Source organism: Exiguobacterium sp. B2(2022), from assembly GCF_028823655.1.
Taxonomy (GTDB): Bacteria; Bacillota; Bacilli; order Exiguobacteriales; family Exiguobacteriaceae; genus Exiguobacterium; species Exiguobacterium aestuarii_A.
This window is the reverse complement of record NZ_JAPEHX010000029.1, coordinates 12,273-36,205: the sequence shown is the minus strand read 5'-3', so window position 1 is coordinate 36,205 and position 23,933 is coordinate 12,273. Positions and strand designations below refer to the sequence as shown.

Genomic DNA, 23,933 nt, shown 5'->3' with positions numbered 1-23,933 from the left:
ATCATATTCCTTAGAAAGGAAGATTAGATTTTTTCAACGTTAGAAGCTTGTGGTCCACGAGCTCCGTCTGTGATTTCGAAAGTTACTTCTTGGCCTTCTTCAAGTGTTTTGAAGCCGTCGCCTTGGATTGCTGAGAAATGTACGAATACGTCGTCTCCGCCTTCCATTTCGATGAAGCCGTAACCTTTTTCTGAGTTAAACCATTTTACTTTACCTGTGTTCATGAATGAACCCTCCTGAAATAAACGCTATGCGTTATAGTAGTGCCTTACTAGAAAAAACTTGACCAAAAAAAATACAAGCCTCTGGATTATCTAATGAAAAATAATCCCAAGCACTTGTGAATTATGATTCCAGCTATTCTTAATTAAGCACATATTGAATATAACACGACTAGATGCTTCTGTCTAGTAAATACTTCTGATTGCTAAAAAACGAGGTGAAACGGGTACATGCTAGAGAAGATGATGCTAGGAGGATTTATTATGAAAAATGCAAAGGACCCACAATCAATCGCATCGATGATTACCTCATATTCTGATTGGTCGGAAGAAGACCTCATCCAACGAACACTCGAATGGCATCGTGTCACTCGCGAGACATCTTACTCAGAGCAGCAACAATCTATCCCTTGCCGAATTCCAATGACAGAACGCATCACCCCTGTTCAAACGTCACTCCCGCTCGAACAAATGGACGAAATGGTTCGTCCTGTTTGGATGCGCCGACTCGATGCGGAATATTTGAATCTGATGCAGGTCACAAAACAACGTGTTGATGTGACAGACTATGGCGCCGTCGGGGACGGACAAACGGATTGCACGCTCGCTTTTCGTCTCGCCCTCCGCTCTAACCGCCGCGTCTTTGTCCCGGCAGGTGTGTATATCGTTCGGGGCATTCGCCTTCCTTCGAACTGCGTGTTAGAAGGTGCCGGACAGGACGTCACCATTCTAAAACTATCGGATCGTGCCCCAAAGCATCGAAGACTGTTACGAAACGCCACCCCATTTGCGGGAAACCATCATATCGAGGTATGTCACCTGACGCTCGATTGGAACGTCTCACGATTAGGCGATGTGAAACGAACCACGAGCGGTGACACGACATCGAGTGCCTTGACGTTTGCGCATGTGACGTATGGTTGGGTGCATCATGTGACGGCTAAAAATGCCGGTCTTCATGCGTTCGACATCACGTCTCCACACTATCATTACTTAGGGGATGGACTGCGTGCCGCAAACGGCAGTCGGTATATTCATCTTGATCACCTTGAGGCGACAAACTATGGGGATGACGGAATCACGACACACCATAGCGATGCCATTTATATCACCAACTGTTATTGTCATCACCCTCATGGCCGAACACACGCCGTTGGATTCTCAAACTCGAATGGCATTGAGATTGACGATGGATCGCGGCACGTCACACTCGTGAACAATAAAAGTGAAGGATGTTTTGGCGGAATCGAAGTAAAGGCACATGGAACCTCGTCAGCAGCTCATGACGTTCATATTTTTGGACACCTTTCACTTCATGACAATCGCTCATTTAATTTCCGTCACATCGGTCATCATTTAGCAGACGATCCCGATTCGGCGACAGCACGCTTTCTGTCTGGTACGAACTTAGTATCCGTCGAACCGGTTAGAAGCTCGCTATATGCGAAATCCTCTCCACGAAGCCTGGTCGTATCGGCCTATCAAGACGTCTTGATCCATGGATTGACCGCGATTGGTGACCCGACTTACGATTATGAAAAACATCCGGCACTGGCGGTTCAATACAAGTCTCGGCGCGTTCAATTACATCGCATCTCCGTTCGTGGATTTACAACCTCGAGAGCTGATCTCGAACTGTTCGGAGGGGATAATCGGACCGATGAAGTGACCATCGAAAACTTACGATGCCATGAATCTGCGCCAATCGCGTTAAGAATAGGACGTCAACTGGAGAAGATCGCACTTCATCACATCGAAGGACAGAAAAAAAGCGGAGATGTACTCATCTCCACGAAAAGTCCGATCGATGTGAAAGACATACTTGCTTACGGATTCTCGGACCGAGTGCGTTCGGACGTTTGAGCCGCCTCGACAAGCCGTTTCAATTTGTCCTCATCGAGTTCAAGCGAGCTTTCTTTCTGTTTGGCCATCATCCGGACGATCGCTTTGTCTAAAAAGCCCATTCGTTCAAAGTCATACCCACTTCCGACGACTTCGACGAAATAAGCATGTTCGCGCAACTTGTCACGATAAGCTTCTTCTAGCTCACGAATCCGCTCCGACTCTGTCGGTGTCCCGGCACACAAATATAGAGCGAGAGGATGCTCAAGCAAGTGTGCTTCATGAAGCGACAACCATTCCTTCATCTCGTCCTGGATGGTACCCATCCGAATCGAACTGCCGACGATGACGTGATCCACGGTCTCCCACATGACGTTCGGCTCTTCTACGATATTTTGGACATGAACGTCTACACGCCACTTTTTCACTCGTCCCATATCTGGAAGAGTACGCGATTAAAGTACCCATGTCGTTCCCTCTTTTCATGTCAGATGTTACTTACACTATTCCCGAATCATCGAGAGAAGATACGTGACCGCTCAAAAAAGCTCGCCGTCTGGCGAGCTTTTCGTCACAGTTTATACACTTGTGCTTCGTAAGGACGAAGGGTGAACGGTTCAATCGGTTCCATGTTTCCGATGACGCGTTCTTTTACGTCATATGGTAAGTCACGTTGTTGTGTGTCACCTGAGAAGTTACAGAGCACGAGCCATGTCTCTCCTTCGAACGAACGTGTGAACGCATAGATTGCCTCATCTTCCGGTAACAACAGCTCATACTTTCCATAGACAACGATTGGATTGGCTTTACGGAGCGCAATCAATTGACGGTAGTAATGAAAGAGAGAATCTGGGTCTTTCCGTGCCGCCTCCGCATTGATGTCGACATAGTTCGGGTTGACCCCAATCCATGGTGTCCCTGTCGTGAAGCCACCATGTGCTTCGTCCGACCACTGTACCGGCGTTCGTGAATTGTCACGTCCCCGCTCATGAATTCCACGGAAAATCTCGTCGTGCGTCAACAACCCTTTTGACGTGTAGTCACGGTAGGCGTTCAACGTTTCGATATCTCGGTACTGATCGATCGAATCAAACGCGACGTTTGTCATCCCGAACTCTTCCCCTTGATAAATGTAAGGTGTCCCTTTCAATAGATGAAGAAGTGTCGCAAGCATCTTCCCGGAACGGACACGATATTCTGGGGAGTCGTTCCCGAAGCGCGAGATGGCACGGGGCTGGTCATGGTTACTCCAGTACAGGCTGTTCCACCCTTCCTCTTCCAGTCCTTCTTGCCAACGCGAGAAGATCGTCTTCAACTCTGTGAGTTTCCAGTCCGTCGGATTCCATTTTCCGAAGCTGCCGTTTCCGACGTCTACATGCTCAAAATGAAAGACCATGTTCAGTTCATTTCGGTCTTCCCCTGTATACAGTTTCGCTTCTTCCACACTGACCCCTGGCATCTCACCGACCGTGATCGTGTCGTATTTCGATAAGACTTCTTGATTCATCTCTTGCATGAATTCATGGATACGTGGCCCGTTAAAGAAGAATGGCGTGCCGTCACCGTACCCTGTTCCTTGCGTTTGACCATCCGGATAGCTCGGGTCTTTTGAGATCATATTGATCACGTCCATCCGGAACCCGTCGACCCCTTTATCGAGCCAATACGTCATGAGATCGTACACTTCACGACGAAGCGTTTCGCTTTCCCAGTTCAGATCCGGTTGTTTCTTACTGAAGAGATGGAGGTAGTACTCATCACTCGCCTCATCATACTGCCAAGCGCTGCCGCCGAAGAAAGCCCCCCAGTTCGTCGGAGGTTGACCATCTTTCCCTTTTTTCCAAATATAATAGTCACGATATGGACTATCTTTTGAAGAACGTGACTCCATGAACCATTGGTGTTCGTCCGAAGAGTGGTTAACGACGAGATCCATCATGATTTTAATCCCGTGACGGTGTGCTTCTTCAAGCATCGCATCAAAGTCGTCCATCGTACCGAACTCCTCCATGATGGCACGATAATCACGAATGTCGTATCCGTTGTCATCGTTCGGCGAATCGTATACCGGCGAGAGCCAGATGACATCGATTCCGAGTTCTGCCAAGTAAGACATCTTCTCCGTGATCCCTTGGATGTCACCAATCCCATCACCATTCGAATCGTTGAAGCTACGTGGATAAATTTGATACACGACTGCTTCTTTCCACCATTGTTTCATGTTACGTCCTCCTTGAAGTTCATTTCCGTTTCAACGCTTTCATCGTACTGTCTTCAAGGATTCATGACCATCCATGATATGATTAAAATATGTACAATTTTGCTATAAAATAAGGAGACTATTATGGAAATCGGCTTTTGTGGCTATTCATATCATACAACGACCTACACTTTTCCATTCGCCAACTTACTCGATACGTATCTGATTCGCTTACAAACGGAAGGAACGGCTCGGATTGTGGTCAATGGAGAAACGATGATCACACGACCTGGTGACGTATTGATTGTCCGTCCGGGTGACTTCTATGAAATGCATGTCGATACACCCGCGAGCGGAGACTATCATATCTTCTGTACCGGACATTCGATCGATACATGGTGGCATGCGACTCCACGGGAGCGAAAGTATGCGATCACCATCGATTCCCGCCTACTTTCGCTATGGCAACACATTACAGAGGAAGTGCGCCGTCCACCATCGGAACAAAGTCCTGAATTAATTGAAACTCTCGTCAAAGCGCTTCTACTCATGCTTGATCGTTCGATTCAAGATGTGCATTCCCAGGCGCGACCTCCAGTCGTCTCCCGCATGATGCGCTTTATCGAATCGCATGTCACGAGTGACTTCAAAGTGGCAGACGTCGCCGCAGCGGTCGGACTCAGCGTTTCACGAACCGTTCATCTCTTTAAAGAAGAGACCGGGATGACAATCATCGAATATGCACAATCGATTCGCTTACAGCTTGCCGAAGAGCAAATGCGCTATACAAAACATTCGTTAGAAACGATTGCGGAACTGTCTGGATTTCGAAGTTATCCATATTTCCACAGAATTTTTAAACGGAAATATGGCGTAGCACCAGGGGTTTATCGCACTCTTCAACAAAAAAACGAAAAAAAATAAAAAAAGAGTGATCCATTTTTTGAACCGCTCCGTTAGATGGGTGTAAATAACGACAACAACACTCATTTATGAAAAGGAGCGATTACACATGAAGAAGAAGACGTTAAACAAAATCGTAGCACCGGCACTAGCCTTAGGACTACTCGTACCGGTCAACGCACAGGCAGCGGATCACACACCGACAGCAAGTACACCAGCAGGTGACCTTCGCGCCACACTCGATCAACTCTTATCTGAGCACTACGTATTAGCCGTCACATCGATGATGAAAGGATACGACGAGGCAGCAGATGCTGAGGTCGCAGACCAAGCACTCGATCAAAACGCGCTCGACATGACACCAGCTATCGCTTCCATCTACGGTGAAGAAGGTGCTGCACAATTCGAGGAAATCTTCCGTGGCCATAACGACTATTCAGATGATTTCGTAGAAGCTGCAAAATCAGACAACCAAGAACTACGCATGGAAGCTGAAGCTGAAGTTGATGAGTTCGTAGAAGAATTCTCAACATTCCTCGATGCAGCGACGGAAGGTAACTTACCGAAAGAAGCGGCAGCGGATGCACTTGAACTTCATGAAGACCAAGTCCTCTCTGTATTCGATAACTATGTCGAAGGAGATTATGAAGAAGCTTACATGACGTTCCGTGAAGGCTACAAGCACATGTTCAACATCAGTAAAGCCCTCTCAGGTGCAATCGTCACACAAATGCCTGACAAGTTTACGACTGGAGCAGACACACCGGCAGTTGAACTCCGCTCAACATTGAACAGTCTTGCAGGTGAGCACTTCGCCCTCGCTGCAATCGGTATGCAAAAGGGATATGACCAAGCAGAGGACTATGACTATGTCACATGGGCAGAAGATCAGAATACACTCGACTTCAAAGCGGCCATCGCATCTGTATACGGTGACGAAGGTGCTGCACAGTTCGAAAAAGTCTGGAACTCAGACCACATCACAGCACAAGGTGATATCGTAGCTGCTACACTTGAAGGGGACGAAGCGAAAATCGAAGAAGCACGTATGCGACTCGACCAATTCGCTGTCGACTTTAGCACATTCCTCGATGCAGCAACAGAAGGTAACTTGCCACAAGCTGCCGGTGAAGAAGCCATCAAACAGCATGAGACACTCGTACTCGACACATTCGATCAATACGTTGCAGGCGATGCAGAAGCGGCTTGGATGTCATTCCGTGAAGGATATGCGTTCATGTTCGGTGTTGGTGAAACACTCGGTAACGCGATCGTGACACAAATGCCTGACAAGTTTGAAGAAACAATGATGCCTGAAGAGATGCCTGAAACAGGTCTCGGTGGTGCACAAGAACAATCAATGAACACGCTCTACGCTGGATTAGCTGTACTTGGCGGAATCTTACTCGCCTTCGTAACGCTTCGCAAACGTAAAGTGTCTGAACAATAATCAATAAGGAGGGAGCCCCATGAACAAGCGCCATTTGTTTCTGGCGCTCTCTCTCTTTTGTTTTAGCTTCTGGACGTGGACGAGCGCCCAAGAATCGTCGTCACCACCTGTAGAAGAAAAACAAATAGAGGAGAGCCCGGATTTAACGGCTGAATTCTCACTTCTACAGGAAGAGGTGAAGAAGTTACGATTAGCTGAGGAAGAAGAAAACGCCAAGGCCGTCACCCCTGTTCAAATCCAAATCCCTAAAATTGATGTCGATACGGCAATTGAACAAGTCGGGGTACTGGAAAACGGACAGATGGGTGTACCAAAAGATGAAAATCAGGTCGGGTGGTTCGAACCCGGTGTCACACCGGGAAGTAAAGGGAACGCCGTGATCGCCGGTCACGTCGACAGTAAGACCGGCCCGGCCGTCTTTTACAAACTCGATCAACTCAAAGAAGGCGATGACGTTCTGATTCAAGACGAAGCCGGAAACACACTTCGGTTCCGCGTCACAAAAACAGAACGCTATGATACGAAAACTGCGCCAATCGAAGAGATTTTCGGTGCCACATCAAATCGCAATTTAAATTTGATCACCTGTTCGGGTACGTTCGGGGACGGGGGCTACGATGAACGATTCGTCGTATATACAGAGCTAGTGGATACCGAGCTGAACGAAACTGTCGATCTCGAGGTTCCAACGGCAGTCGAGCGACAAGGAAACTTGTTAACCTGGCACGCCTTGCGTCAAGAGAGCGTGATCGGATATCGCATCTATGAAGTCGTCGACGGAAAAGAAAGCGTCCCATCCCATGCGAGAAAGAGTATCGAAGTCGCAAGTGAGACAGGTGTTTCTTATTATGTGACTGCGATTGACCAACTTGGAAATGAGTCGAAACCTTCCGAGATGACCAAATGACAAAAGACCCCTTACTCACTTTTAATGTGTGAATAAGGGGTCTTCTCTATTATACGAAGCAAGGAATCTGCGGGTTGAACGTCTTGTTGTTCTCCGTCATGACTTGCTTTTTAATTTTGCCTTCTCCGAGGTAGACGATGCGGTCAGCAAGTGCCTCTGCATCTTCCTCGTCGTGTGTCACGAAAATCGTCGTCGTGCCCGTCTGCTTTAAGAGACGGCGCAAATCGTCTCGAATACGATGTTGGAGTGATGTGTCGAGGTTACTGAACGGTTCGTCTAGAATCAACAACGCTGGTTTCGGTGCGAGTGCACGCGCGAGCGCGACACGTTGTTGTTGTCCCCCACTGAGTTCGTACGGGTAACGATGACGGAACTCCGTCAAGTTGACGAGCGCGAGCATCTCTTCGACACGCGCATTCCGTTCTTTCCGGCTTAGTTTATGAAGACCGAACCGAATGTTCTTTTCAACGGTCATGTGTGGGAAGAGTGCATAGTCTTGGAAGACCATCCCGACGCCACGATCTTCTGGTGGCATGAACTGACAATCGTCGCAACAGACGCAGTCGTTCACGACGACGACGCCCTGGTTCGGCATCTCGAGCCCTGCGATCAATCGGAGAATCGTACTTTTCCCAGAACCGCTGTCCCCAAGAAGCGAGACGATTTCGCCTTTTGTGATTGAAATCGAGAACCCTTTGATGGTCTCTTCATGTGCGCCTTTATAGCTAAAATGTAAATCGTTGATTTGAACGAACATTAGTCGGCCTCCTTATCAAGCACCTTGTGGGAAACGAATATCAACAGTCCACTCATGAGGACGATGACGATGGAAGCGAGTGCCGCTTCGTGAATCTTCTCATCACTCACGTATTTGAACGCCTGTGTCGCAAGCGTTGAAAAGTTAAATGGTTGTAAAAAGAGCGTCAACGGCAACTCTTTCATAATATCAATAAAGACGAGGATAAATGCGCTCATGATGGCGCCTTTGATCATCGGGATATCCACGCGGAAGAACGTTTGGACCGTGTTCCATCCGAGCATGCGGGATGCTTCCGTGAACGATTTCCCGACCTTCTCGAACCCGCTCTCAATCGAGTTGTAACCGATGGCGAGGAAGCGGATGACGTAGGCGAAGATGAGCATGATGAGCGTCGTCCGAAACACGAACGTCTGACTCAAGTCGAGCGCCTTAGCCATATCGAGCACTTTGCCATCGAGCCACAAGAAGAGCGTGATGACCGCAATTGCGATCGCTGCCCCCGGAATCGAATACCCAAGCGTCGTCACCTTTGAAATGACGCGTGTCATGTTCGACGGGAAGAGCCGCGTGTAATTCGCAATGATGAGTGCGAACAACAGGATGATCATTGTTGCGATAAAGGCGACACGCACCGTATTCCAAACGAGTTGCCAAAATTCCTCTGTGAAGACCGTATCGAACGTCAGGAACGTCCAGGCCGTCAACTGCGTGAAGGGAATGACGAATGCGATGGCAAAGACAAACGAGACATATGCGAATACCGCGTAGCGATGCCAGCCTTGAAGCGGTCTCGGTTTGAGCGGTTTCACTTTCGTCGAAGCGTAACTGAATTGCTTCCGTCCTCGCACGAGTCGCTCCATCGTCAAGATGGCGATGACGAGAATCATGAGGGTACCTGCCAGCTTCAGCGCCGACGACGTATCCTTCATCCCGAACCATGTGCTAAAAATAGCGGTACTGAACGTCTGGATCCCGAAATATTTCACGACGCCATAGTCGTTGAGTACTTCCATCAAGACGAGACTGACACCGCCGATGATGGCGACTCGGGAAATCGGAATGACGACGGTGAAGAAAATATCCCACGACCCACGACCTAAGATTCGTGCGTTCTCAATCATCGAGGACGATTGGTTATGCAGGAACGCTCGTGTAATCGTATAAATGTATGGATAGAGGAACAATGTGAAAATAAACACGGTCCCTTGAATCGACATGATATTGAAGTACGATTGATCGACAGTAATCCCGAACTGATTCCGTAGCGTCGTTTGGATCACTCCGGTGTAATTTAAAATGCCATGATACGTATACGCCCCGATATAAGGCGGAATCGCCAGTGGCAAGATGAGTGCCCATTTAAAGAAGCGACGGAACGGAAAATCATAGACGGTCACGAACCAGGCGAGGCTCGTTCCAATCACCGTCGTCAGGAGACCAGTAGCCACCATGATGAACAACGTGTTCCGCACATAACGGGGCAACAAATACTCTTGAATATGCTGCCAGTTCTCGTTGACCGGTGCAAACAATTCCACGAGCACGACGATTCCCGGCAAGACGATCAATAAAATCGCGAGAAAGCTGAGGATCGCCCATCCATTCAGTTGTCGTTTTACCGCGTGCCAGTTCATGTCGTACCGCTCCCGTTCTATAAACAATCAATTCCTGTCCCATCATATCAGTTTCTACACGTCCCGTGTAGCGCTTAGGGTGTATGAAACGCAAAAATCTCCGGAACTCGCGTTCAAGCCGAAGTCATCTTACTTCCAACCTACTTCGTTAAAGATGCGGATTGCTTCTTGTTGGTTTTCTCCAAGTGCAGAGAGGTTAATGTCTTGCTCTTTGAACTCGCCCCATGATTGAAGAAGCTCATTTGGCTCAACCGACTCGTTGACTGGGTATTCGTAGTTCACACTCGCAAACTTCTCTTGAGCTGACGGTTCTGACATGAACTCCATCAATTTTTGAGCGTTTTCTGTATTCTTCGACGCTTTCGTCATCGCGATACCAGAAATGTTCACGTGTGTGCCTGTCGTATCTTGGTTCGGGAAGAAGACACCGAGCTGTTCAGCGACTTTCTTCTCTTCTTCGTCTTCAGAATTCAACATGAGCCCCATGTAGTACGTGTTCATGATGGCCACGTCTCCTTCACCGGCGACGACCGCTTTCGCTTGGTCACGGTCGTTCCCTTGTGGGTCGCGTGCCATGTTGTTCACTAAGCCCTTCGCCCACTCTTTCGCTTCATCGACACCGTTCACTTCGATGAACGATGCGAGGAGTGAGATATTGTACATGTTTTCAGATGGACGGACGAGTACTTTGCCGTTCCATTGTTCTTCTGTCAACGCTTCGTACGTCGACAAATCTTCTGGTTTCACGCGATCTTTTGAGTACACGATGACACGTGCACGTTTCGTCAAACCGAACCATTCGTTGTCCGTGTCACGATATTTCGCAGGGATGTTTGACTCAAGCTCATCGCTATCGACCGCTTGGAGATGTCCTGCTTCTTTTGCTTGATACAAGTTCCCAGCATCTGCCGTAATGAAGAGGTCAGCCTCTGTGCTTTCGCCTTCCGTGTTTAAACGCTCAAGAAGTTCGTCACTCTTACCTTCCACGACGTTTACCTTGATACCCGTTTCTTCTTCAAACTGTTTATATAACTGTTGATCGACATCGTAGTGGCGACTCGAGTAAACATTGACGACGTTCGAATCGTCCGAGCCTTCATTTGAAGTTGTTTCATCTGTGCTTGCGCAAGCGGCAAGGAGCGATGTCGTTAGTGCTGCTGAAATTCCTAAAGCTGCATATTTTTTGTTCATCTGTCATTCCCCCACGTTCAATGATTTCTCTCTCTGGTAATGATAATTACTCTCAGTACCTATCATCACTGATAATCATTCTCACGTCAAGGGTTTTCTGCAATCGCTATCAATAAGAATGCTTAATTTGTGACAGTTTCGAGGGCATCATTTCTTGACTTCAAAAGAATACAGACGATATAGTGAAATCAAACAAACCGTCTGGTCGGTACAGAAAGGGGTGAAGGTATGACAAACCGATCGAACGTTACGAAACAAAAACTACTCGATGCGGCAACAGACATCATCATGAATCAAGGTGTGCATCAACTTACATTAGACGAAGTCGCCAAAACAGCGGGCGTTTCAAAAGGTGGACTTCTTTATCACTACGCCTCAAAAGAAGCGTTGCTGACCGCTATGGTTGAACGGTTACAGCAAGAACAAAACGAGTTGTATGCTTCGTTGCAACAAGAGGGTCACGGACCTATTGAGGCATTCGTTCGTCTATTTGATGAAACGAAGTTACACCCTGAGAAAGCAGCCATCCAAATCGACGTCGAGAAAATGATCGCATTTCTCACACTGTTTGCCGTCGACCAAGAGTATGCGAATCGATGGAAGCATGATTTAGATACGTTTTTCCAACAGTTCCAACAAACAGCTGACCCGGTTGAAACGATGATTATTCGTTATGCACTCGAAGGTATGATGATGTCAGAACATTTTGGGGTCGGTGTTCCCCCTGCCGAACTCAAACAAGCAATCATCGCCCGCTTGATTGAACGCGCGCACGCCATCGACAGCCAGTCATAAAAACAACATATAGAGGAGATTAAAAACCCATGCAGAAAATCACGTCCTTCTCCGTCAACAATAAGTTCGCGGTTTGGTTGATGACGATCATCTTGACCGCCGCCGGTCTTTTCGCCGGTCTGACGATGAAGCTCGAGACGTTACCGGATATCACGACGCCAACCGTCTCGGTCACAACCATTTATCCAGGTGCATCCCCTGAGCAAGTACTCGAAGAAGTCAGTACCGTTCTCGAAGAACGCCTGCAAAGTCTAAATGGTGTGGAACAAGTTCGTTCTTCATCATTCCAAAACGCTTCGAACATCCAAATCGATTACGACTTCAGTACAGATATGGATGAAGCAGAACAGCAAGTCAAAGACGCATTAAGTAACGTCGAACTACCTGAATCAGCACAAGAACCTCAAGTGTCGCGTCTCAGCTTCGACGCTTTCCCGGTCATCGGAGCTGCCATCTCGGATGAAAGTCTTGACTTGGCGGAATTGACGAAACTCGTCGAGGAAGAAGTCCAACCCGCTCTTGAAGGCGTAGAAGGCGCACAAACCGTCCAAATTGCCGGACAAGAGATTCGTCGCGTCGAACTTCAATTCGATCAAGAAGCGCTCGCTGAATACAATTTGACAGAAGACACGGTCAAACAATTGATTCAAGCGAATGACGCCCGTATCGCGCTCGGACTATATGAATTGGGTGACACGGAGCAAGCGGTCGTCATCGATGGAAAATCTGAGACGCTCGAAGCGTTCCGCGACATCCAAATCCCTTACTCACCAGCTCAATCAACGCCGACGACACCATCTGCTCCGACTGAATTGCCACCTGGTCAAACACCAGACGTGCCGACTGAGGTCCCGACGGAAACACCATCGGCATTACCACCGAACGTTCCAACGACGGTGCCGACTGTCGCGTTGAGTGAACTTGCGACAATCGAGGACAAAGGAATTGAGGAATCGATTTCTCGTTCGAACGGTGAACGTTCAATCGGCGTACAGGTGACGAAGACACAAGATGCGAACACGGTCGATGTCGTCAACGCCGTCAAAGAGGTGTTGAGTGACTTCGAAGCAGAGTATGACACGGCGAATGTATCGATCACACTCGACCAAGGACAACCGATTGAAGAGTCGGTCGAGACGATGTTATCGAAAGCATTGCTCGGTGGCTTATTCGCCATCCTCATCATCTTAGTGTTCTTACGTAACTTCCGATCGACGATCATCGCTGTCATCTCGATCCCGTTGTCGCTTCTCATGGCACTTATCGTGTTGAAACAATTGGATATCACGTTGAACATCATGACACTTGGTGCGATGACCGTTGCGATTGGACGTGTCGTCGATGACTCCATCGTCGTCATCGAGAACATTTACCGTCGACTCACACGCGCGAACGAACCACTTCGCGGAAAAGAATTAATCATCGCGGCGACAAAAGAAGTATTTATCCCAATCGCCTCGTCGACAATCGTTACAATCGCGGTATTCTTACCGCTCGGATTCGTCACAGGATTTGTCGGTGAATTGTTCTTGCCGTTCGCATTGACGGTCGTCTTCGCCCTTCTTGCTTCATTACTCGTCGCGATCACGGTTGTACCAATGATGGCCGACTCGTTCTTTAAGAACCGCGACAAATTGAAGCCAGAAGAAGGTCCAGGCAAGCTCGCGGAATGGTATCGCGGCGTCTTGAACTGGTCACTGAACCATAAACTCGTCGTCTTCGGACTCGCGACTGCCCTATTGATTGGTAGTTTTGCCCTCGTCCCAGCGATCGGGGTCAACTTCTTGAACCAAGATTCGGAGAAGACGTTGTTCGTCACGTTCGACCCAGAACCGGGTCAAACGCTTGAAGATTCGATTGCTGCAGCTGAAGTGGCAGAAGAATACTTTATGGAAGAACAACCGAACGCAACGGATGTTCAGTTCACGGTCGGTGGAGAGAACCCGCTGAACCCAGGAAACAATAAACAAGGAATCTTTATCGTCCAGTATGACCCGGATACAGAAGATTTCGCAGATGTGAAGTTGGCTGATATTGAGAAGTTGAACGAACTCGCTTCAAACGGGGAATGGAAAGAACAAGACTTCTCAGGTGGCGGCGCAACGAGCGGTGTGACATATAACGTCTATGCCAACTCGCTTGAAGATTTAGAAGCCATCGTGCCGACTTTCATCGAAACGATTGAAGAAGAAACGGATTACGTCCGTCAGGCAACGTCAGACTTACGTGAATCGTATGTACAATACACGTTCAACGTCGACCAACAAGCCGCAGCGGAAGCTGGTGTATCTGCAGGTCAAATCGCACAAGTCATCAGCCAATTCCAGGCACCAGAAAGCCCACTTGCGAGCGTGACAGTGGATGACAAACAGTTAGACGTCGTCATCCCGAACGAGCAAGTGACGTATGATAGTGTCGATGACCTGCAAGCACAAGAAATCACGACACCGTTCGGACCACGCCCGATTTCAGACTTCATTGAAATCGAAGAAGGCACAACGCCGGACACACTCGTCGAGCGCGACGGAAAACTGCTCGCACAAGTAAGTGTTGAACTCAGCACAGATAAAGCGACAGAAGCGTCTGCTGCGATCGAAGAACGCGTATCAGAGATCGAGCTCCCGTCTGGCGTATCGTATGATGTCGGTGGTGTAACGGAACAGATTCAAGAATCGTTCACACAGCTTGGTCTTGCGATGCTCGCCGCAATCGCCATCGTATACTTGGTTCTCGTGATCACATTCGGAGGGGCACTCACACCATTCGTCGTGTTGTTCTCACTCCCGTATGCGATTATCGGGGGACTTGTCGCCCTCCTCATCACTGGTGAAACGATTTCGGTTTCTGCTTTGATCGGGGCACTCATGTTGATCGGGATTGTCGTCACGAACGCCATCGTCTTGATTGACCGCGTCATTCATAAAGAAGAAGCTGGTTTATCAACACGTGAAGCGTTACTTGAGGCAGCAGGCACACGCCTTCGCCCAATCTTGATGACCGCACTCGCGACAATCGGTGCACTCGCACCGCTCGCACTCGGTCTCGAGGGCGGGGCACTCATCTCGAAAGGTCTCGGAGTCACCGTGATTGGCGGACTTACAAGTTCGACGCTTCTCACGTTGCTCATCGTACCGATCGTCTATGAGTTCTTCGCACGATTCCGTAAGAAAAAACAAGCGTAAACAAAAGAGAGTTGACTTTAACAAGTCGACTCTCTTTTTTTGCACTCAATGACATTGTAGGATTGCTTGTACCTCTTCAAATCGTTTGGCTCGGAGCGCATCTTTCGGAATCACAAAGTAGAGGATTCCACCATCTCCAAACATAATATCCAATTTATTAGAATGGTCTACTTGTAGGAGAAGAAACGGATCGTTAAATCTTTTTCCGAACCTTTGTCTCGCTTCTTCAAAGACGTCCATTTTTATAGAATCTGGGGTTCCTCCGACTACATGAAGTTCATCTTGTTCTAATATCGTATACAACTCACCAAACGCTTCGTCACTCATCGTACTCATTAGACCAGATAATTTCTTTCCAAAGCCATCTTCAAATGTAACGCTTCGCTCTTCCAATGTCTTACCGATTTTTATACGCTCAACATCTGTTTCTTCTGTATAGAGAACTTTCCAAGGATAAAGTGCATCTAACGGTATCTTTGGGTTCTCGTCTAACTCGTAAAAGAAAGAGAGTAACCCTTCTTTCGGAAGCTCTTCTAGATAATCAAATTCGGCGAGGTCACTTAACCGCAATTGAGCAAGGAAAGTGTAGTTCTCTCCTGGATGCATAGACGCGTTTGGTAAATCAGGGTATCCACCAAACTTTGAACGCCCAATTTCCACCTCTTCAGTTGTACTAGGTTCAAAATGTAATTGGACACGCTTTGACAATGCAGCTAAAATGTCTTCCCCGTTCTTCAATTCATACTTCTGAATAAACTGTTCGACCTGTTTTAGTTCCATGTTCGCACCCCTTTGTTTATGATACTACTAGCATAACAGGTTAAACGCATTCTTTAATCTCTATTTTGTAATTTGAGAAAATTTATACATTTTGAATGACGCGAAAGGAAGTCATATAGATGAAATTATTGAAATGGATGATTGGGCTCTCACTCTTGTTTGGATTGAGCACGCTCGGCAACTGGATGGTTGAGACGTTCTCGTGGAAAGTACCGGGCAGCGTCATCGGCATGGTGCTGTTGCTCGTCCTCTTATTGACAAAAGTCATCCGCGTGGAATGGATTGAAGACAGCGCTGGATTTTTGACGAAACACCTCGCCTTCTTCTTCATCCCGATTGCAGTCGGGCTCATGGCGTACGGCACGCTGTTAAAATCCGCGGGCATCCCTCTTCTCGTCACGTTACTCGTCAGCATGGCGGTCGGAATGATTGTGACGGCGTTTATTTCCGGGAAAGAAGGTGAGACTTCGTGACATACGTTTGGATCGGATTGACGATTCTCGTGTATTCGCTCAGTCGTCAACTCTCTAAAAAATGGGCATCCCCGTTCACCAATGTCGTCTTCTTAAGTACAGCGGTTCTGATTCTTCTGTTACTTGTGACAGGACAGTCCTATGATACGTATAAACCGGCTACTGATCTCATCACCATCTTACTCGGTCCGGCGACAGTCGCCCTCGGGTTACCGCTCTATCGCAACTTACCCGTGTTACTCGCCCGGGCAAAGCGAGCATTGAGTGCGATTGTCATTGGGTCTCTTTCCACGATTTTTGTGGCTGTCCTTTTCGGAAAACTGTTTTCATTTACCGAAAACGTATTGATTGCGCTATCGGTCAAATCGGCCACGTCACCGATTGCCCTTGAATTGGCTCGACAACTAGAAGGTGATGCAACGCTTGCGGCTTCGATTGCCGTCGCCTGCGGTATTTTAGGTGCGATGCTCGGTCCGGTACTATTGACATGGATTCGTATAGACGACCCGTTCACGCGTGGGCTCACACTCGGCACCATCAGTCACGGGATCGGGACCGCTCAAGCGGCGACAGAACATCCGTTGTCTGGTGCAACAGGTGGAGCCGCGATGGGATTGACGGCCATCTTCACCTCATTCATCTTGCCCATTTTATACCCATTTCTCTTTTGAATAGGTCGCGCTCATTTCATCGATGGGCGTGACTTTTTTGTTTCGACTTCGAGCGCGCGTGATAAACTAATGAAGATGAAACTTTTTAGAGGAGGGCAATCCATGCAAGAGAAATTAATTGAACGCTTAATGACATACGCGAAGATTGATACACAGTCTGACTTCACGAGTACGACAACACCATCGACGGCCAAACAATGGGATTTGATTCGTCATTTGGAAAAAGAACTGAAAGAACTTGGGCTGACAGATGTCGAGACGGACGAATACGGCTATCTATTCGCCACACTTCCAAGTAACGTCGATCATGACGTCCCGACAATCGGATTCCTCGCTCACGTGGATACGGCGACCGATTTCACGGGTACGAACGTTTCCCCTCAACTCGTTGAGCATTATGAAGGTGGCGATATCGTCTTGAACGAATCCTTAAATGTCGTCTTGTCACCAAAAGACTTCCCAGAACTTGACGGGTATGTCGGACATACGCTCATGACAACGGACGGAACGACACTCCTCGGTGCGGACGATAAAGCAGGGATTGCCGAAATCGTCACAGCCGTCGAATACTTATTGGCTCACCCTGAGATTCCGCACGGACCGGTCCGCATTGCTTTCACACCGGATGAAGAAATCGGACGTGGACCACATAAATTCGATGTCGCTCGTTTTAACGCGGACTTCGCTTACACGATGGATGGTGGCCCGCTCGGAGAGTTACAGTATGAAAGTTTCAACGCAGCCGGTGCGACCGTCACCTTCCACGGGACGAACGTTCACCCGGGTAGCGCCAAGAACAAGATGGTCAACTCGATGAAACTCGCGATGGCGTTCCAAAACCGTTTACCGGCTGATGAGGCACCGGAACGTACGAGCAACTACGAAGGATTCTTCCATTTGAACGGCTTTAATGGGGATGTGGAGAAGACGACACTTCAATACATCATCCGCGATCACGACAAACAGAAGTTCGAAGCGCGTAAAGCGTTGATGGAGAAACTTGTCCTCGAATGGAAACAAAAATACGGGGAAGAGCGGATTGAACTCAAAATGGAAGATCAGTATTACAACATGGCCGAGAAAATCGAACCGGTGAAACACATCGTCGATACCGTTGCTGACGTCATGCGCGACCTTGGTATCGAACCGAAGATTGAACCGATTCGTGGTGGGACAGACGGATCGCAACTTTCTTACATGGGTCTTCCGACACCGAACATCTTCACAGGTGGCGAGAACTATCACGGGAAGTTCGAATATATCTCTGTGAACAACATGGAAAAAGCAACAACGGTCATTATCGAAACACTTCGCACATTCGCGAAGCGTGCACAAGCATAACACATGCGCCTCCAATCGTTCTCTTTTACACTAGAGACATTGGAGGCGATTTTTGATGAAACATACATTTAGCATGAACCTCGGCTGGGATGGCGGACGAAATGATGTCGGTACCCTCGAGGCCGAGCGATTAAAGACACAGATTTCGATTCCACCCGAAATGGACGGTCCCGGAGTCGGTACGAATCCGGATGAGATGTTACTCGGGGCAGCGGCCACGTGTTATATCATCACACTCGCAGCTGTACTCGGGCGAAGTGACTTGACTCACCGTGGCATCACGATTGATGCAGAAGGAATCGTCGATGTGACGAACGGTATTTTCACCTATGAGACGATTCGCTATGCGACAACGATTCAAGTACCTGCAGAGATGACCGACCGAGAGATTACGCTAGTCGAGCGCATTGCGAAAAAAGCGAAAGATCAATGTATGATTTCACGCGCGCTCGCAGGAAATGTGGCGTTCGAATTGAATACGACTGTTGTACGAGTCGACTGAAGCCATCATGATGATGGCTTTTTCTGTGCATCGAAGTGTTCAGCTACCTTGTTGATCGATGATCTCACCGTCCACAGAAATCCCTCGTACAATCGCTCCTTGCCCGATTTGAAAATAATATCGACCCAGACCCTTTCGAATCATCGTTGCCTCGGTGAACATAGTGTCGTGATGGGATTTCGTTTCAACTGTATCGATTTTTGGATTGTTCACTTCTCCAAATGTCACATTGAAAGAATGTTCGACGTTTCCGGCGTTATCGTATTCTCGTAAAAATGTGCTATATGAGGTGAAATTGTCATTTTCATAGTGCGTCCACCCTCTTGGTCCAAGAAGCTCCCACCCTTCCTCATTATTCCCCTCAAAGAACTGGACGACTAATGCCTCCATCTCATTTTGAAACTCAATATCATCTTGAAACTCCATGACATCTTGGAACTCTGCAGGATCCGGAATCGTCGTGTACATGACGATGGTCACCCCATCGTGACGTGTTGTATAAATCAACTCATTCATGTCATAAGTAAGGCCCTTAGCCAACGCCTCGTCAAAATCATCATATTTCCCAAACTCAAACTTCCCTACCTCAAACGTTTGAAGTTCATTCTTCAATAGCGAATTCACGATACTTGAACTGACCGCAATGAATAGGATGATCAGCCAGAGTCTAATTTGTTTCATAGTACCCTCCATTTGATTCACGTGCATTTCTGATCTACATAATATTTCCATCTTACGTTGTATAATCCTCTATCCTGATGCACAAGTTTTTCTTTAACGTTTGTGAATCATGACGTGACACTGCGCGTTTTTCAAAAACGTGATACAATACACGTCGTAAACTAATCAGAAAAACGAGGGATACCATACATGATTACAGTAAATAACGTCAGCCTACAATTTGGCGGCCGTAAGTTGTTCGAAGACGTGAACATCAAGTTCACACCAGGCAACTGTTACGGATTGATCGGTGCGAACGGTGCCGGTAAATCGACATTCTTAAAGATTTTATCAGGTGAGCAAGATACGACGACGGGTGATGTCAGCATCACACCGGGTGAGCGTCTCGCGGTCCTCAAACAGGACCACTACGCGTATGAGGACAGTGCTGTTCTCGAGACCGTCATCATGGGTCATGAGCGTCTTTACAGCGTCATGAAAGAAAAAGACGCCATCTATATGAAAGAAGATTTCTCAGACGAAGATGGAATGCGCGCAGCTGAACTCGAAGGTGAATTCGCCGAGTTGAACGGTTGGGAAGCAGAGTCAGAAGCGTCGATGGTTCTTCAAGGTCTTGGGATCACAGAAGCGCTTCACCAGAAACAAATGAGCGAACTCACAGGTGGCGAGAAAGTCAAAGTTCTTCTTGCACAAGCACTCTTCGGTAAGCCAGACATCTTGCTTTTAGACGAGCCGACCAACGGACTTGACCTCAAAGCAATTCAATGGTTAGAAGAGTTCTTAATCAACTTTGAAAACACAGTCATCGTCGTTTCCCACGACCGTCACTTCTTGAACAAAGTCTGTACACACATGGCAGACCTCGACTTTGGAAAAATCCAATTGTATGTCGGGAACTACGACTTCTGGTATGAGTCAAGCCAACTTGCTACACGTATGGCGGCAGATCAGAACAAGAAGAAAGAAGAGAAGATCAAAGAGCTTCAAAACTTCATCGCACGTTTCAGCTCGAACGCATCGAAAGCGCGTCAAGCGACGTCACGTAAGAAGTTGCTCGATAAGATCACACTCGACGACATTCGTCCGTCATCACGTCGTTATCCATTCGTCGGATTCACGATGGAACGCGAAATCGGGAACGATGTTCTCTATGTCGACAACGTTTCGAAAACGATTGATGGCGTAAAAGTGCTCGACAACGTCACGTTGTCACTTAACAAGACGGACAAAGTCGCATTCGTTGGTCGTTCTGACGTTGCGATCACGACACTCTTCAAAATTCTCATGGGTGAGATGGAACCAGATACAGGTTCGGTCAAATGGGGCGTGACGACGACTCAGTCGTACTTCCCGAAAGACAACTCGGAATACTTCGAGGGCTCGGAAAAGAGCATCCTCGACTGGTTGCGTCAATTCTCACCAGCCGATGAGTCAGATACGTTCCTTCGCGGATTCCTTGGCCGCATGCTCTTCTCAGGCGAAGAAGTCATGAAGAAGGCGTCTGTCCTCTCAGGGGGAGAAAAAGTACGCTGCATGCTCTCGAAGATGATGCTCTCAAACTCGAATGTGCTCGTCCTCGACGATCCGACGAACCACTTGGACCTCGAATCGATCACAGCACTCAACAACGGTCTCGAGTCATTCAAAGGCGTACTCCTCTTCAGCTCACATGACCATCAGCTCATATCGACGATTGCCACACGCATCATCGAAGTGACACCGAATGGCATCGTGGATAAAGAAGCAACTTACGATGAGTACTTGGAGAACGAAGCGCTCCAACAACAAGTTGAATCACTTTACCAAAATGCATAATAAAAATGATCGGCTCGCGTGAGCCGATCATTTTTATTTGACGTTTACCGTCTCCATCACATGCTCATGAATGTCATGACCTTTCGTGACGTGGACTTGAACGTTGTATGCGCCAGATTCAGTAAAGGTGTGCATCCCTTTGTACATACCAGCATCTGCTTCCTCTAACTTCACCCACTCATGCTTCTCTGCCCCGTCTTGGAAGATTTCGAGTTGTACGTCTGCCCCCGCTAACATCTCCTCTTCAATCATAACGTGAACCATGAACGGCTGTTCCTCACCTGCTGTCGCCTCTTTCGGTTCGAGCGTGATGTCCGCTCCTGCATGGTGATGGTGGTCACTATCCTCTTCCGCTTCGGCAGCCGTTTCAGGATGTCCGACCGTAACGTTCGTCGTTGGCATCGTATGCATCGAACGCGCTGTCACGTGAACTTGGACCGTGTACACCGCTTCTTCCGCAAACGTCGTCTCTGCTTCATAGACACCGTCTTTCGTGAGCGACGCCTTGATCATGTCACTCTCTTCTTTCGCACCGTTCTTCCACACTTCGAACTTGATCTCATCCGCATCGTCTATGGGCTGACCATCTTGGGTGACGCGAACAGATAATGGTACAACTTCTCCTTGATCTGCCGTCGCAGCCACCGTCAACTCTGCCTCTACCGGCTCCATCGATTGTGGAATAGTTGCGCTTTCCGCTTCTTTCTCCGTGCCGCACGCACCGAGTACGAACAGGCCGATGAGTCCAAACACGACCCCAAACCGTGTCATCATCTTTTTCATCATAAGTCCTCCTTATAAATCGCTTACATCTTTCACACATTGTTCATGATACCATCTCTTTCCAAAAAGAGTGTGAGCATTCTGTGATATATCCCACGATACGTTCTCACAAATTTCACACATATAGTTGAATCAAAATTTGTTTTATCCATTTCCGAATATTAGTCCATCATTTCTAAAAAGGGGTATATAAAATATATATAAGGCGTACATTTGGAAAGTCTTAACATCAAGAGGATGACATCATGAATGGAGGCGAATTCAGATGAAACGTAGGTTCATTCGTGGGGCGATGGCATTGTTCATCTTATTAGCGATGGTGATCACGCAATCGATCTCCGTCAGTGCCGCCGCTTCAAAATTTATCACGAGCGTGAATACGACGAACAAAGTCGTCGCGTTGACGTTCGATGATGGGGCAGACGGGGCAAACACGAACAAGATTTTAGACATTTTGGCAAAAAACAACGTCAAAGCCACTTTCTTTTTAACAGGATCCGGTGCAAACAACCATCCCCAATACATTAAAAACATCGCCGCAAAAGGGCATCAGCTCGGTAATCACTCATACACACACCCAGACTTCACGAAACTAACTGCCACTCAAATGAAATCAGAACTTGATCGCACGGAAGCTTTGATTCAATCATTGACCGGAAAAACGACGAAACCACTTTTCAGAGCACCGTTCGGAGCCGTCAATAGTACCGTGTTGAACGGCGTCGGTGCTGCAGGCTATGGATACACGATTCAATGGAACATCGATACGATTGACTGGAAAGGATTGACCGCGAGTCAAATCAACACAAAAGTACAAACCAATATCAAACCGGGTTCAATCGTCTTGATGCATACAGGTGCGGGTGCACCAGGTACTCCACTCGCATTACCGACAATGATTTCGCAACTGAAAGCAAAAGGATACCAATTCGTCACGGTCTCGCAATTACTCGCCTATCAAAACACGTCAACGAACAAAACGTATACTGTGAAGTCTGGTGACACATTGTACAGCATCGCACGGACGTACGGCGTCACCGTATCCGCTCTAGCGGCAGCTAACAATATCACAAACTATAGCTTAATCTATGTCGGACAAGTGCTCATCATTCCAGGAACAACCGTCACTCCACCACCTACAACGACCGTGAAATATACCGTGAAATCGGGCGATACGCTCTATAACATTGCGACGATGTACAATACAACCGTCGCGAAGATTGCAGCCGCCAACAACATCACGAACATCAACCTTATCAGTGTCGGTCAGGTGCTCATCATTCCAGGAACAACCGTCACTCCACCACCAACAACGACCGTGAAGTATACCGTGAAGTCGGGCGACACACTCTATAAGATTGCGACGATGTACAATACGACCGTCGCGAAAATTGCAGCGGCTAACAACATCACGAACATCAATCTCATCAGTGTCGGGCAAGTGTTGACCATTCCAAAATGAGTGAACCATGAATCTTTTCCTCTACTTGTGACGTATCGTATGCAAACAGGAAAAGAGGAATCGCTATGACTCGAATCGTAATCCGCGTTAGTATCGCTGCACTCATCGGACTTGGTGTCTCCATTGCCACATTCTCGATTTTGATTTGGCTCGGTTATGAACAAGCACTCACATCCGGTGAACCAATCCAATTCTTCACTCGTGACATTTATCAATTCGAAAACGAGGTCGGGGTCGCCAATCAGAATCAGATGGCCATACTTGGTGCAGGTTTTATGGGAATCGCTATTCTCGTCGGAGAAATTGGGGCACGCCTCAAACAAAAATAACCGCTGCGCGT

22 protein-coding genes are annotated in these 23,933 nt (G+C 47.8%); 13 read left to right on the top strand and 9 right to left on the bottom strand.

Going from position 1 to position 23,933, the window contains the following annotated elements:
- Positions 1–23: 23 nt before the first annotated feature.
- Positions 24–224 carry a cold-shock protein gene (locus tag ON063_RS07605; RefSeq protein WP_015880427.1) on the bottom strand — a complete coding sequence of 67 codons (201 nt, stop codon included), beginning with the start codon at positions 222–224 and terminating at the stop codon, positions 24–26.
- Positions 225–485: 261 nt separating this feature from the next.
- Here ON063_RS07605 and ON063_RS07600 point away from each other — a divergent pair, with 261 nt between their 5' ends.
- Positions 486–2,084, top strand: coding sequence for a glycoside hydrolase family 55 protein (locus ON063_RS07600; RefSeq protein ID WP_274664740.1), 1,599 nt, complete (start codon positions 486–488; stop codon positions 2,082–2,084).
- Here ON063_RS07600 and ON063_RS07595 read toward each other — a convergent pair.
- The gene (locus tag ON063_RS07595; RefSeq protein WP_274664739.1) at positions 2,048–2,491 is read right to left on the bottom strand and encodes a flavodoxin domain-containing protein; all 444 of its coding nucleotides are present in this window, start codon (positions 2,489–2,491) and stop codon (positions 2,048–2,050) included. The two genes, ON063_RS07600 and ON063_RS07595, sit on opposite strands and share 37 nt — an antisense overlap.
- Positions 2,492–2,634: 143 nt before the next feature.
- Complete coding sequence (locus ON063_RS07590) at positions 2,635–4,284, bottom strand: glycoside hydrolase family 13 protein (RefSeq protein WP_274664738.1); 1,650 nt, start codon at positions 4,282–4,284, stop codon at positions 2,635–2,637.
- A 123-nt stretch (positions 4,285–4,407) separates the two neighbouring features.
- Here ON063_RS07590 and ON063_RS07585 point away from each other — a divergent pair, with 123 nt between their 5' ends.
- The 3 genes from ON063_RS07585 to ON063_RS07575 all read left to right on the top strand — a co-directional run bounded on the left by ON063_RS07585 (position 4,408) and on the right by ON063_RS07575 (position 7,523).
- Entirely contained in the window at positions 4,408–5,187 is a 780-nt protein-coding gene (locus tag ON063_RS07585; protein ID WP_274664737.1) for an AraC family transcriptional regulator, read from the top strand.
- 88 nt (positions 5,188–5,275) lie between these two features.
- Complete coding sequence (locus tag ON063_RS07580) at positions 5,276–6,616, top strand: copper amine oxidase (protein ID WP_274664736.1); 1,341 nt, start codon at positions 5,276–5,278, stop codon at positions 6,614–6,616.
- A 19-nt stretch (positions 6,617–6,635) separates the two neighbouring features.
- Entirely contained in the window at positions 6,636–7,523 is an 888-nt protein-coding gene (locus tag ON063_RS07575; protein WP_274664735.1) for a class F sortase, read from the top strand.
- Between the two features lie 49 nt (positions 7,524–7,572).
- Here ON063_RS07575 and ON063_RS07570 read toward each other — a convergent pair whose 3' ends face one another.
- The 3 genes from ON063_RS07570 to ON063_RS07560 form a co-directional block, all read right to left on the bottom strand.
- Complete coding sequence (locus tag ON063_RS07570; RefSeq protein WP_214695778.1) at positions 7,573–8,280, bottom strand: ABC transporter ATP-binding protein; 708 nt, start codon at positions 8,278–8,280, stop codon at positions 7,573–7,575.
- A complete protein-coding gene (locus tag ON063_RS07565; RefSeq protein ID WP_274664734.1) occupies positions 8,280–9,917 on the bottom strand; it encodes an ABC transporter permease in 1,638 nt (545 codons plus the stop codon). Before ON063_RS07565 ends, ON063_RS07570 begins: the two co-directional genes overlap by 1 nt.
- Before the next feature lie 129 nt (positions 9,918–10,046).
- Entirely contained in the window at positions 10,047–11,108 is a 1,062-nt protein-coding gene (locus ON063_RS07560) for a Fe(3+) ABC transporter substrate-binding protein (protein ID WP_214876230.1), read from the bottom strand.
- 228 nt (positions 11,109–11,336) lie between these two features.
- Here ON063_RS07560 and ON063_RS07555 point away from each other — a divergent pair, with 228 nt between their 5' ends.
- Together ON063_RS07555 and ON063_RS07550 are read left to right on the top strand one after the other, a co-directional pair.
- On the top strand, positions 11,337–11,903 hold the full coding sequence (locus ON063_RS07555) for a TetR/AcrR family transcriptional regulator (protein WP_274664733.1): 567 nt from the start codon (positions 11,337–11,339) through the stop codon (positions 11,901–11,903).
- Positions 11,904–11,932: 29 nt separating this feature from the next.
- Positions 11,933–15,085 carry an efflux RND transporter permease subunit gene (locus ON063_RS07550; RefSeq protein WP_274664732.1) on the top strand — a complete coding sequence of 1,051 codons (3,153 nt, stop codon included), beginning with the start codon at positions 11,933–11,935 and terminating at the stop codon, positions 15,083–15,085.
- A gap of 45 nt (positions 15,086–15,130) precedes the next feature.
- Here the strand turns inward: ON063_RS07550 and ON063_RS07545 are convergent, their stop codons facing one another.
- A complete protein-coding gene (locus ON063_RS07545) occupies positions 15,131–15,865 on the bottom strand; it encodes a YwqG family protein (protein ID WP_274664731.1) in 735 nt (244 codons plus the stop codon).
- A gap of 119 nt (positions 15,866–15,984) precedes the next feature.
- Between ON063_RS07545 and ON063_RS07540 the strand changes: the two genes are divergently transcribed.
- The 4 genes from ON063_RS07540 (at position 15,985) to ON063_RS07525 (ending at position 18,852) form a co-directional block, all read left to right on the top strand.
- Entirely contained in the window at positions 15,985–16,338 is a 354-nt protein-coding gene (locus ON063_RS07540) for a CidA/LrgA family protein (RefSeq protein WP_274664730.1), read from the top strand.
- Positions 16,335–17,009, top strand: coding sequence for an LrgB family protein (locus ON063_RS07535; protein WP_274664729.1), 675 nt, complete (start codon positions 16,335–16,337; stop codon positions 17,007–17,009). The genes ON063_RS07540 and ON063_RS07535 overlap by 4 nt, the downstream gene beginning before the upstream one ends.
- A gap of 102 nt (positions 17,010–17,111) precedes the next feature.
- Positions 17,112–18,350 carry a peptidase T gene (gene pepT, locus ON063_RS07530; protein ID WP_274664728.1) on the top strand — a complete coding sequence of 413 codons (1,239 nt, stop codon included), beginning with the start codon at positions 17,112–17,114 and terminating at the stop codon, positions 18,348–18,350.
- Positions 18,351–18,402: 52 nt separating this feature from the next.
- The gene (locus tag ON063_RS07525; RefSeq protein ID WP_427373410.1) at positions 18,403–18,852 is read left to right on the top strand and encodes an SACOL1771 family peroxiredoxin; all 450 of its coding nucleotides are present in this window, start codon (positions 18,403–18,405) and stop codon (positions 18,850–18,852) included.
- Positions 18,853–18,891: 39 nt separating this feature from the next.
- On the opposite strand, the gene ON063_RS07520 is transcribed toward ON063_RS07525, so the two are convergent.
- Positions 18,892–19,533, bottom strand: coding sequence for a hypothetical protein (locus tag ON063_RS07520; protein ID WP_274664727.1), 642 nt, complete (start codon positions 19,531–19,533; stop codon positions 18,892–18,894).
- A gap of 189 nt (positions 19,534–19,722) precedes the next feature.
- On the opposite strand from ON063_RS07520, the gene ON063_RS07515 reads away from it, so the two are divergent.
- A complete protein-coding gene (locus ON063_RS07515) occupies positions 19,723–21,348 on the top strand; it encodes an ABC-F family ATP-binding cassette domain-containing protein (protein WP_274664726.1) in 1,626 nt (541 codons plus the stop codon).
- A 33-nt stretch (positions 21,349–21,381) separates the two neighbouring features.
- On the opposite strand, the gene ON063_RS07510 is transcribed toward ON063_RS07515, so the two are convergent.
- A complete protein-coding gene (locus ON063_RS07510; protein ID WP_274664725.1) occupies positions 21,382–22,131 on the bottom strand; it encodes a FixH family protein in 750 nt (249 codons plus the stop codon).
- A gap of 265 nt (positions 22,132–22,396) precedes the next feature.
- Between ON063_RS07510 and ON063_RS07505 the strand changes: the two genes are divergently transcribed.
- Positions 22,397–23,593: a LysM peptidoglycan-binding domain-containing protein gene (locus ON063_RS07505; RefSeq protein WP_274664724.1), complete on the top strand. Its 1,197-nt coding sequence runs from the start codon at positions 22,397–22,399 to the stop codon at positions 23,591–23,593.
- Positions 23,594–23,658: 65 nt separating this feature from the next.
- On the top strand, positions 23,659–23,922 hold the full coding sequence (locus ON063_RS07500; RefSeq protein WP_274664723.1) for an LlsX family protein: 264 nt from the start codon (positions 23,659–23,661) through the stop codon (positions 23,920–23,922).
- The last annotated feature ends 11 nt before the right edge of the window (positions 23,923–23,933 follow it).

What these genes read in the sequence shown, in the direction of transcription:
- pepT (WP_274664728.1), top strand. Translation starts at nt 17,112, where the DNA reads ATGCAAGAGAAATTAATTGAACGCTTAATGACATACGCGAAGATTGAT.
- ON063_RS07545 (WP_274664731.1), bottom strand. Translation starts at nt 15,865, where the DNA reads ATGGAACTAAAACAGGTCGAACAGTTTATTCAGAAGTATGAATTGAAG.
- ON063_RS07500 (WP_274664723.1), top strand. Translation starts at nt 23,659, where the DNA reads ATGACTCGAATCGTAATCCGCGTTAGTATCGCTGCACTCATCGGACTT.
- ON063_RS07600 (WP_274664740.1), top strand. Translation starts at nt 486, where the DNA reads ATGAAAAATGCAAAGGACCCACAATCAATCGCATCGATGATTACCTCA.
- ON063_RS07575 (WP_274664735.1), top strand. Translation starts at nt 6,636, where the DNA reads ATGAACAAGCGCCATTTGTTTCTGGCGCTCTCTCTCTTTTGTTTTAGC.
- ON063_RS07520 (WP_274664727.1), bottom strand. Translation starts at nt 19,533, where the DNA reads ATGAAACAAATTAGACTCTGGCTGATCATCCTATTCATTGCGGTCAGT.
- ON063_RS07555 (WP_274664733.1), top strand. Translation starts at nt 11,337, where the DNA reads ATGACAAACCGATCGAACGTTACGAAACAAAAACTACTCGATGCGGCA.
- ON063_RS07590 (WP_274664738.1), bottom strand. Translation starts at nt 4,284, where the DNA reads ATGAAACAATGGTGGAAAGAAGCAGTCGTGTATCAAATTTATCCACGT.
- ON063_RS07510 (WP_274664725.1), bottom strand. Translation starts at nt 22,131, where the DNA reads ATGAAAAAGATGATGACACGGTTTGGGGTCGTGTTTGGACTCATCGGC.
- ON063_RS07580 (WP_274664736.1), top strand. Translation starts at nt 5,276, where the DNA reads ATGAAGAAGAAGACGTTAAACAAAATCGTAGCACCGGCACTAGCCTTA.
- ON063_RS07585 (WP_274664737.1), top strand. Translation starts at nt 4,408, where the DNA reads ATGGAAATCGGCTTTTGTGGCTATTCATATCATACAACGACCTACACT.
- ON063_RS07570 (WP_214695778.1), bottom strand. Translation starts at nt 8,280, where the DNA reads ATGTTCGTTCAAATCAACGATTTACATTTTAGCTATAAAGGCGCACAT.
- ON063_RS07515 (WP_274664726.1), top strand. Translation starts at nt 19,723, where the DNA reads ATGATTACAGTAAATAACGTCAGCCTACAATTTGGCGGCCGTAAGTTG.
- ON063_RS07565 (WP_274664734.1), bottom strand. Translation starts at nt 9,917, where the DNA reads ATGAACTGGCACGCGGTAAAACGACAACTGAATGGATGGGCGATCCTC.
- ON063_RS07540 (WP_274664730.1), top strand. Translation starts at nt 15,985, where the DNA reads ATGAAATTATTGAAATGGATGATTGGGCTCTCACTCTTGTTTGGATTG.
- ON063_RS07605 (WP_015880427.1), bottom strand. Translation starts at nt 224, where the DNA reads ATGAACACAGGTAAAGTAAAATGGTTTAACTCAGAAAAAGGTTACGGC.
- ON063_RS07550 (WP_274664732.1), top strand. Translation starts at nt 11,933, where the DNA reads ATGCAGAAAATCACGTCCTTCTCCGTCAACAATAAGTTCGCGGTTTGG.
- ON063_RS07560 (WP_214876230.1), bottom strand. Translation starts at nt 11,108, where the DNA reads ATGAACAAAAAATATGCAGCTTTAGGAATTTCAGCAGCACTAACGACA.
- ON063_RS07505 (WP_274664724.1), top strand. Translation starts at nt 22,397, where the DNA reads ATGAAACGTAGGTTCATTCGTGGGGCGATGGCATTGTTCATCTTATTA.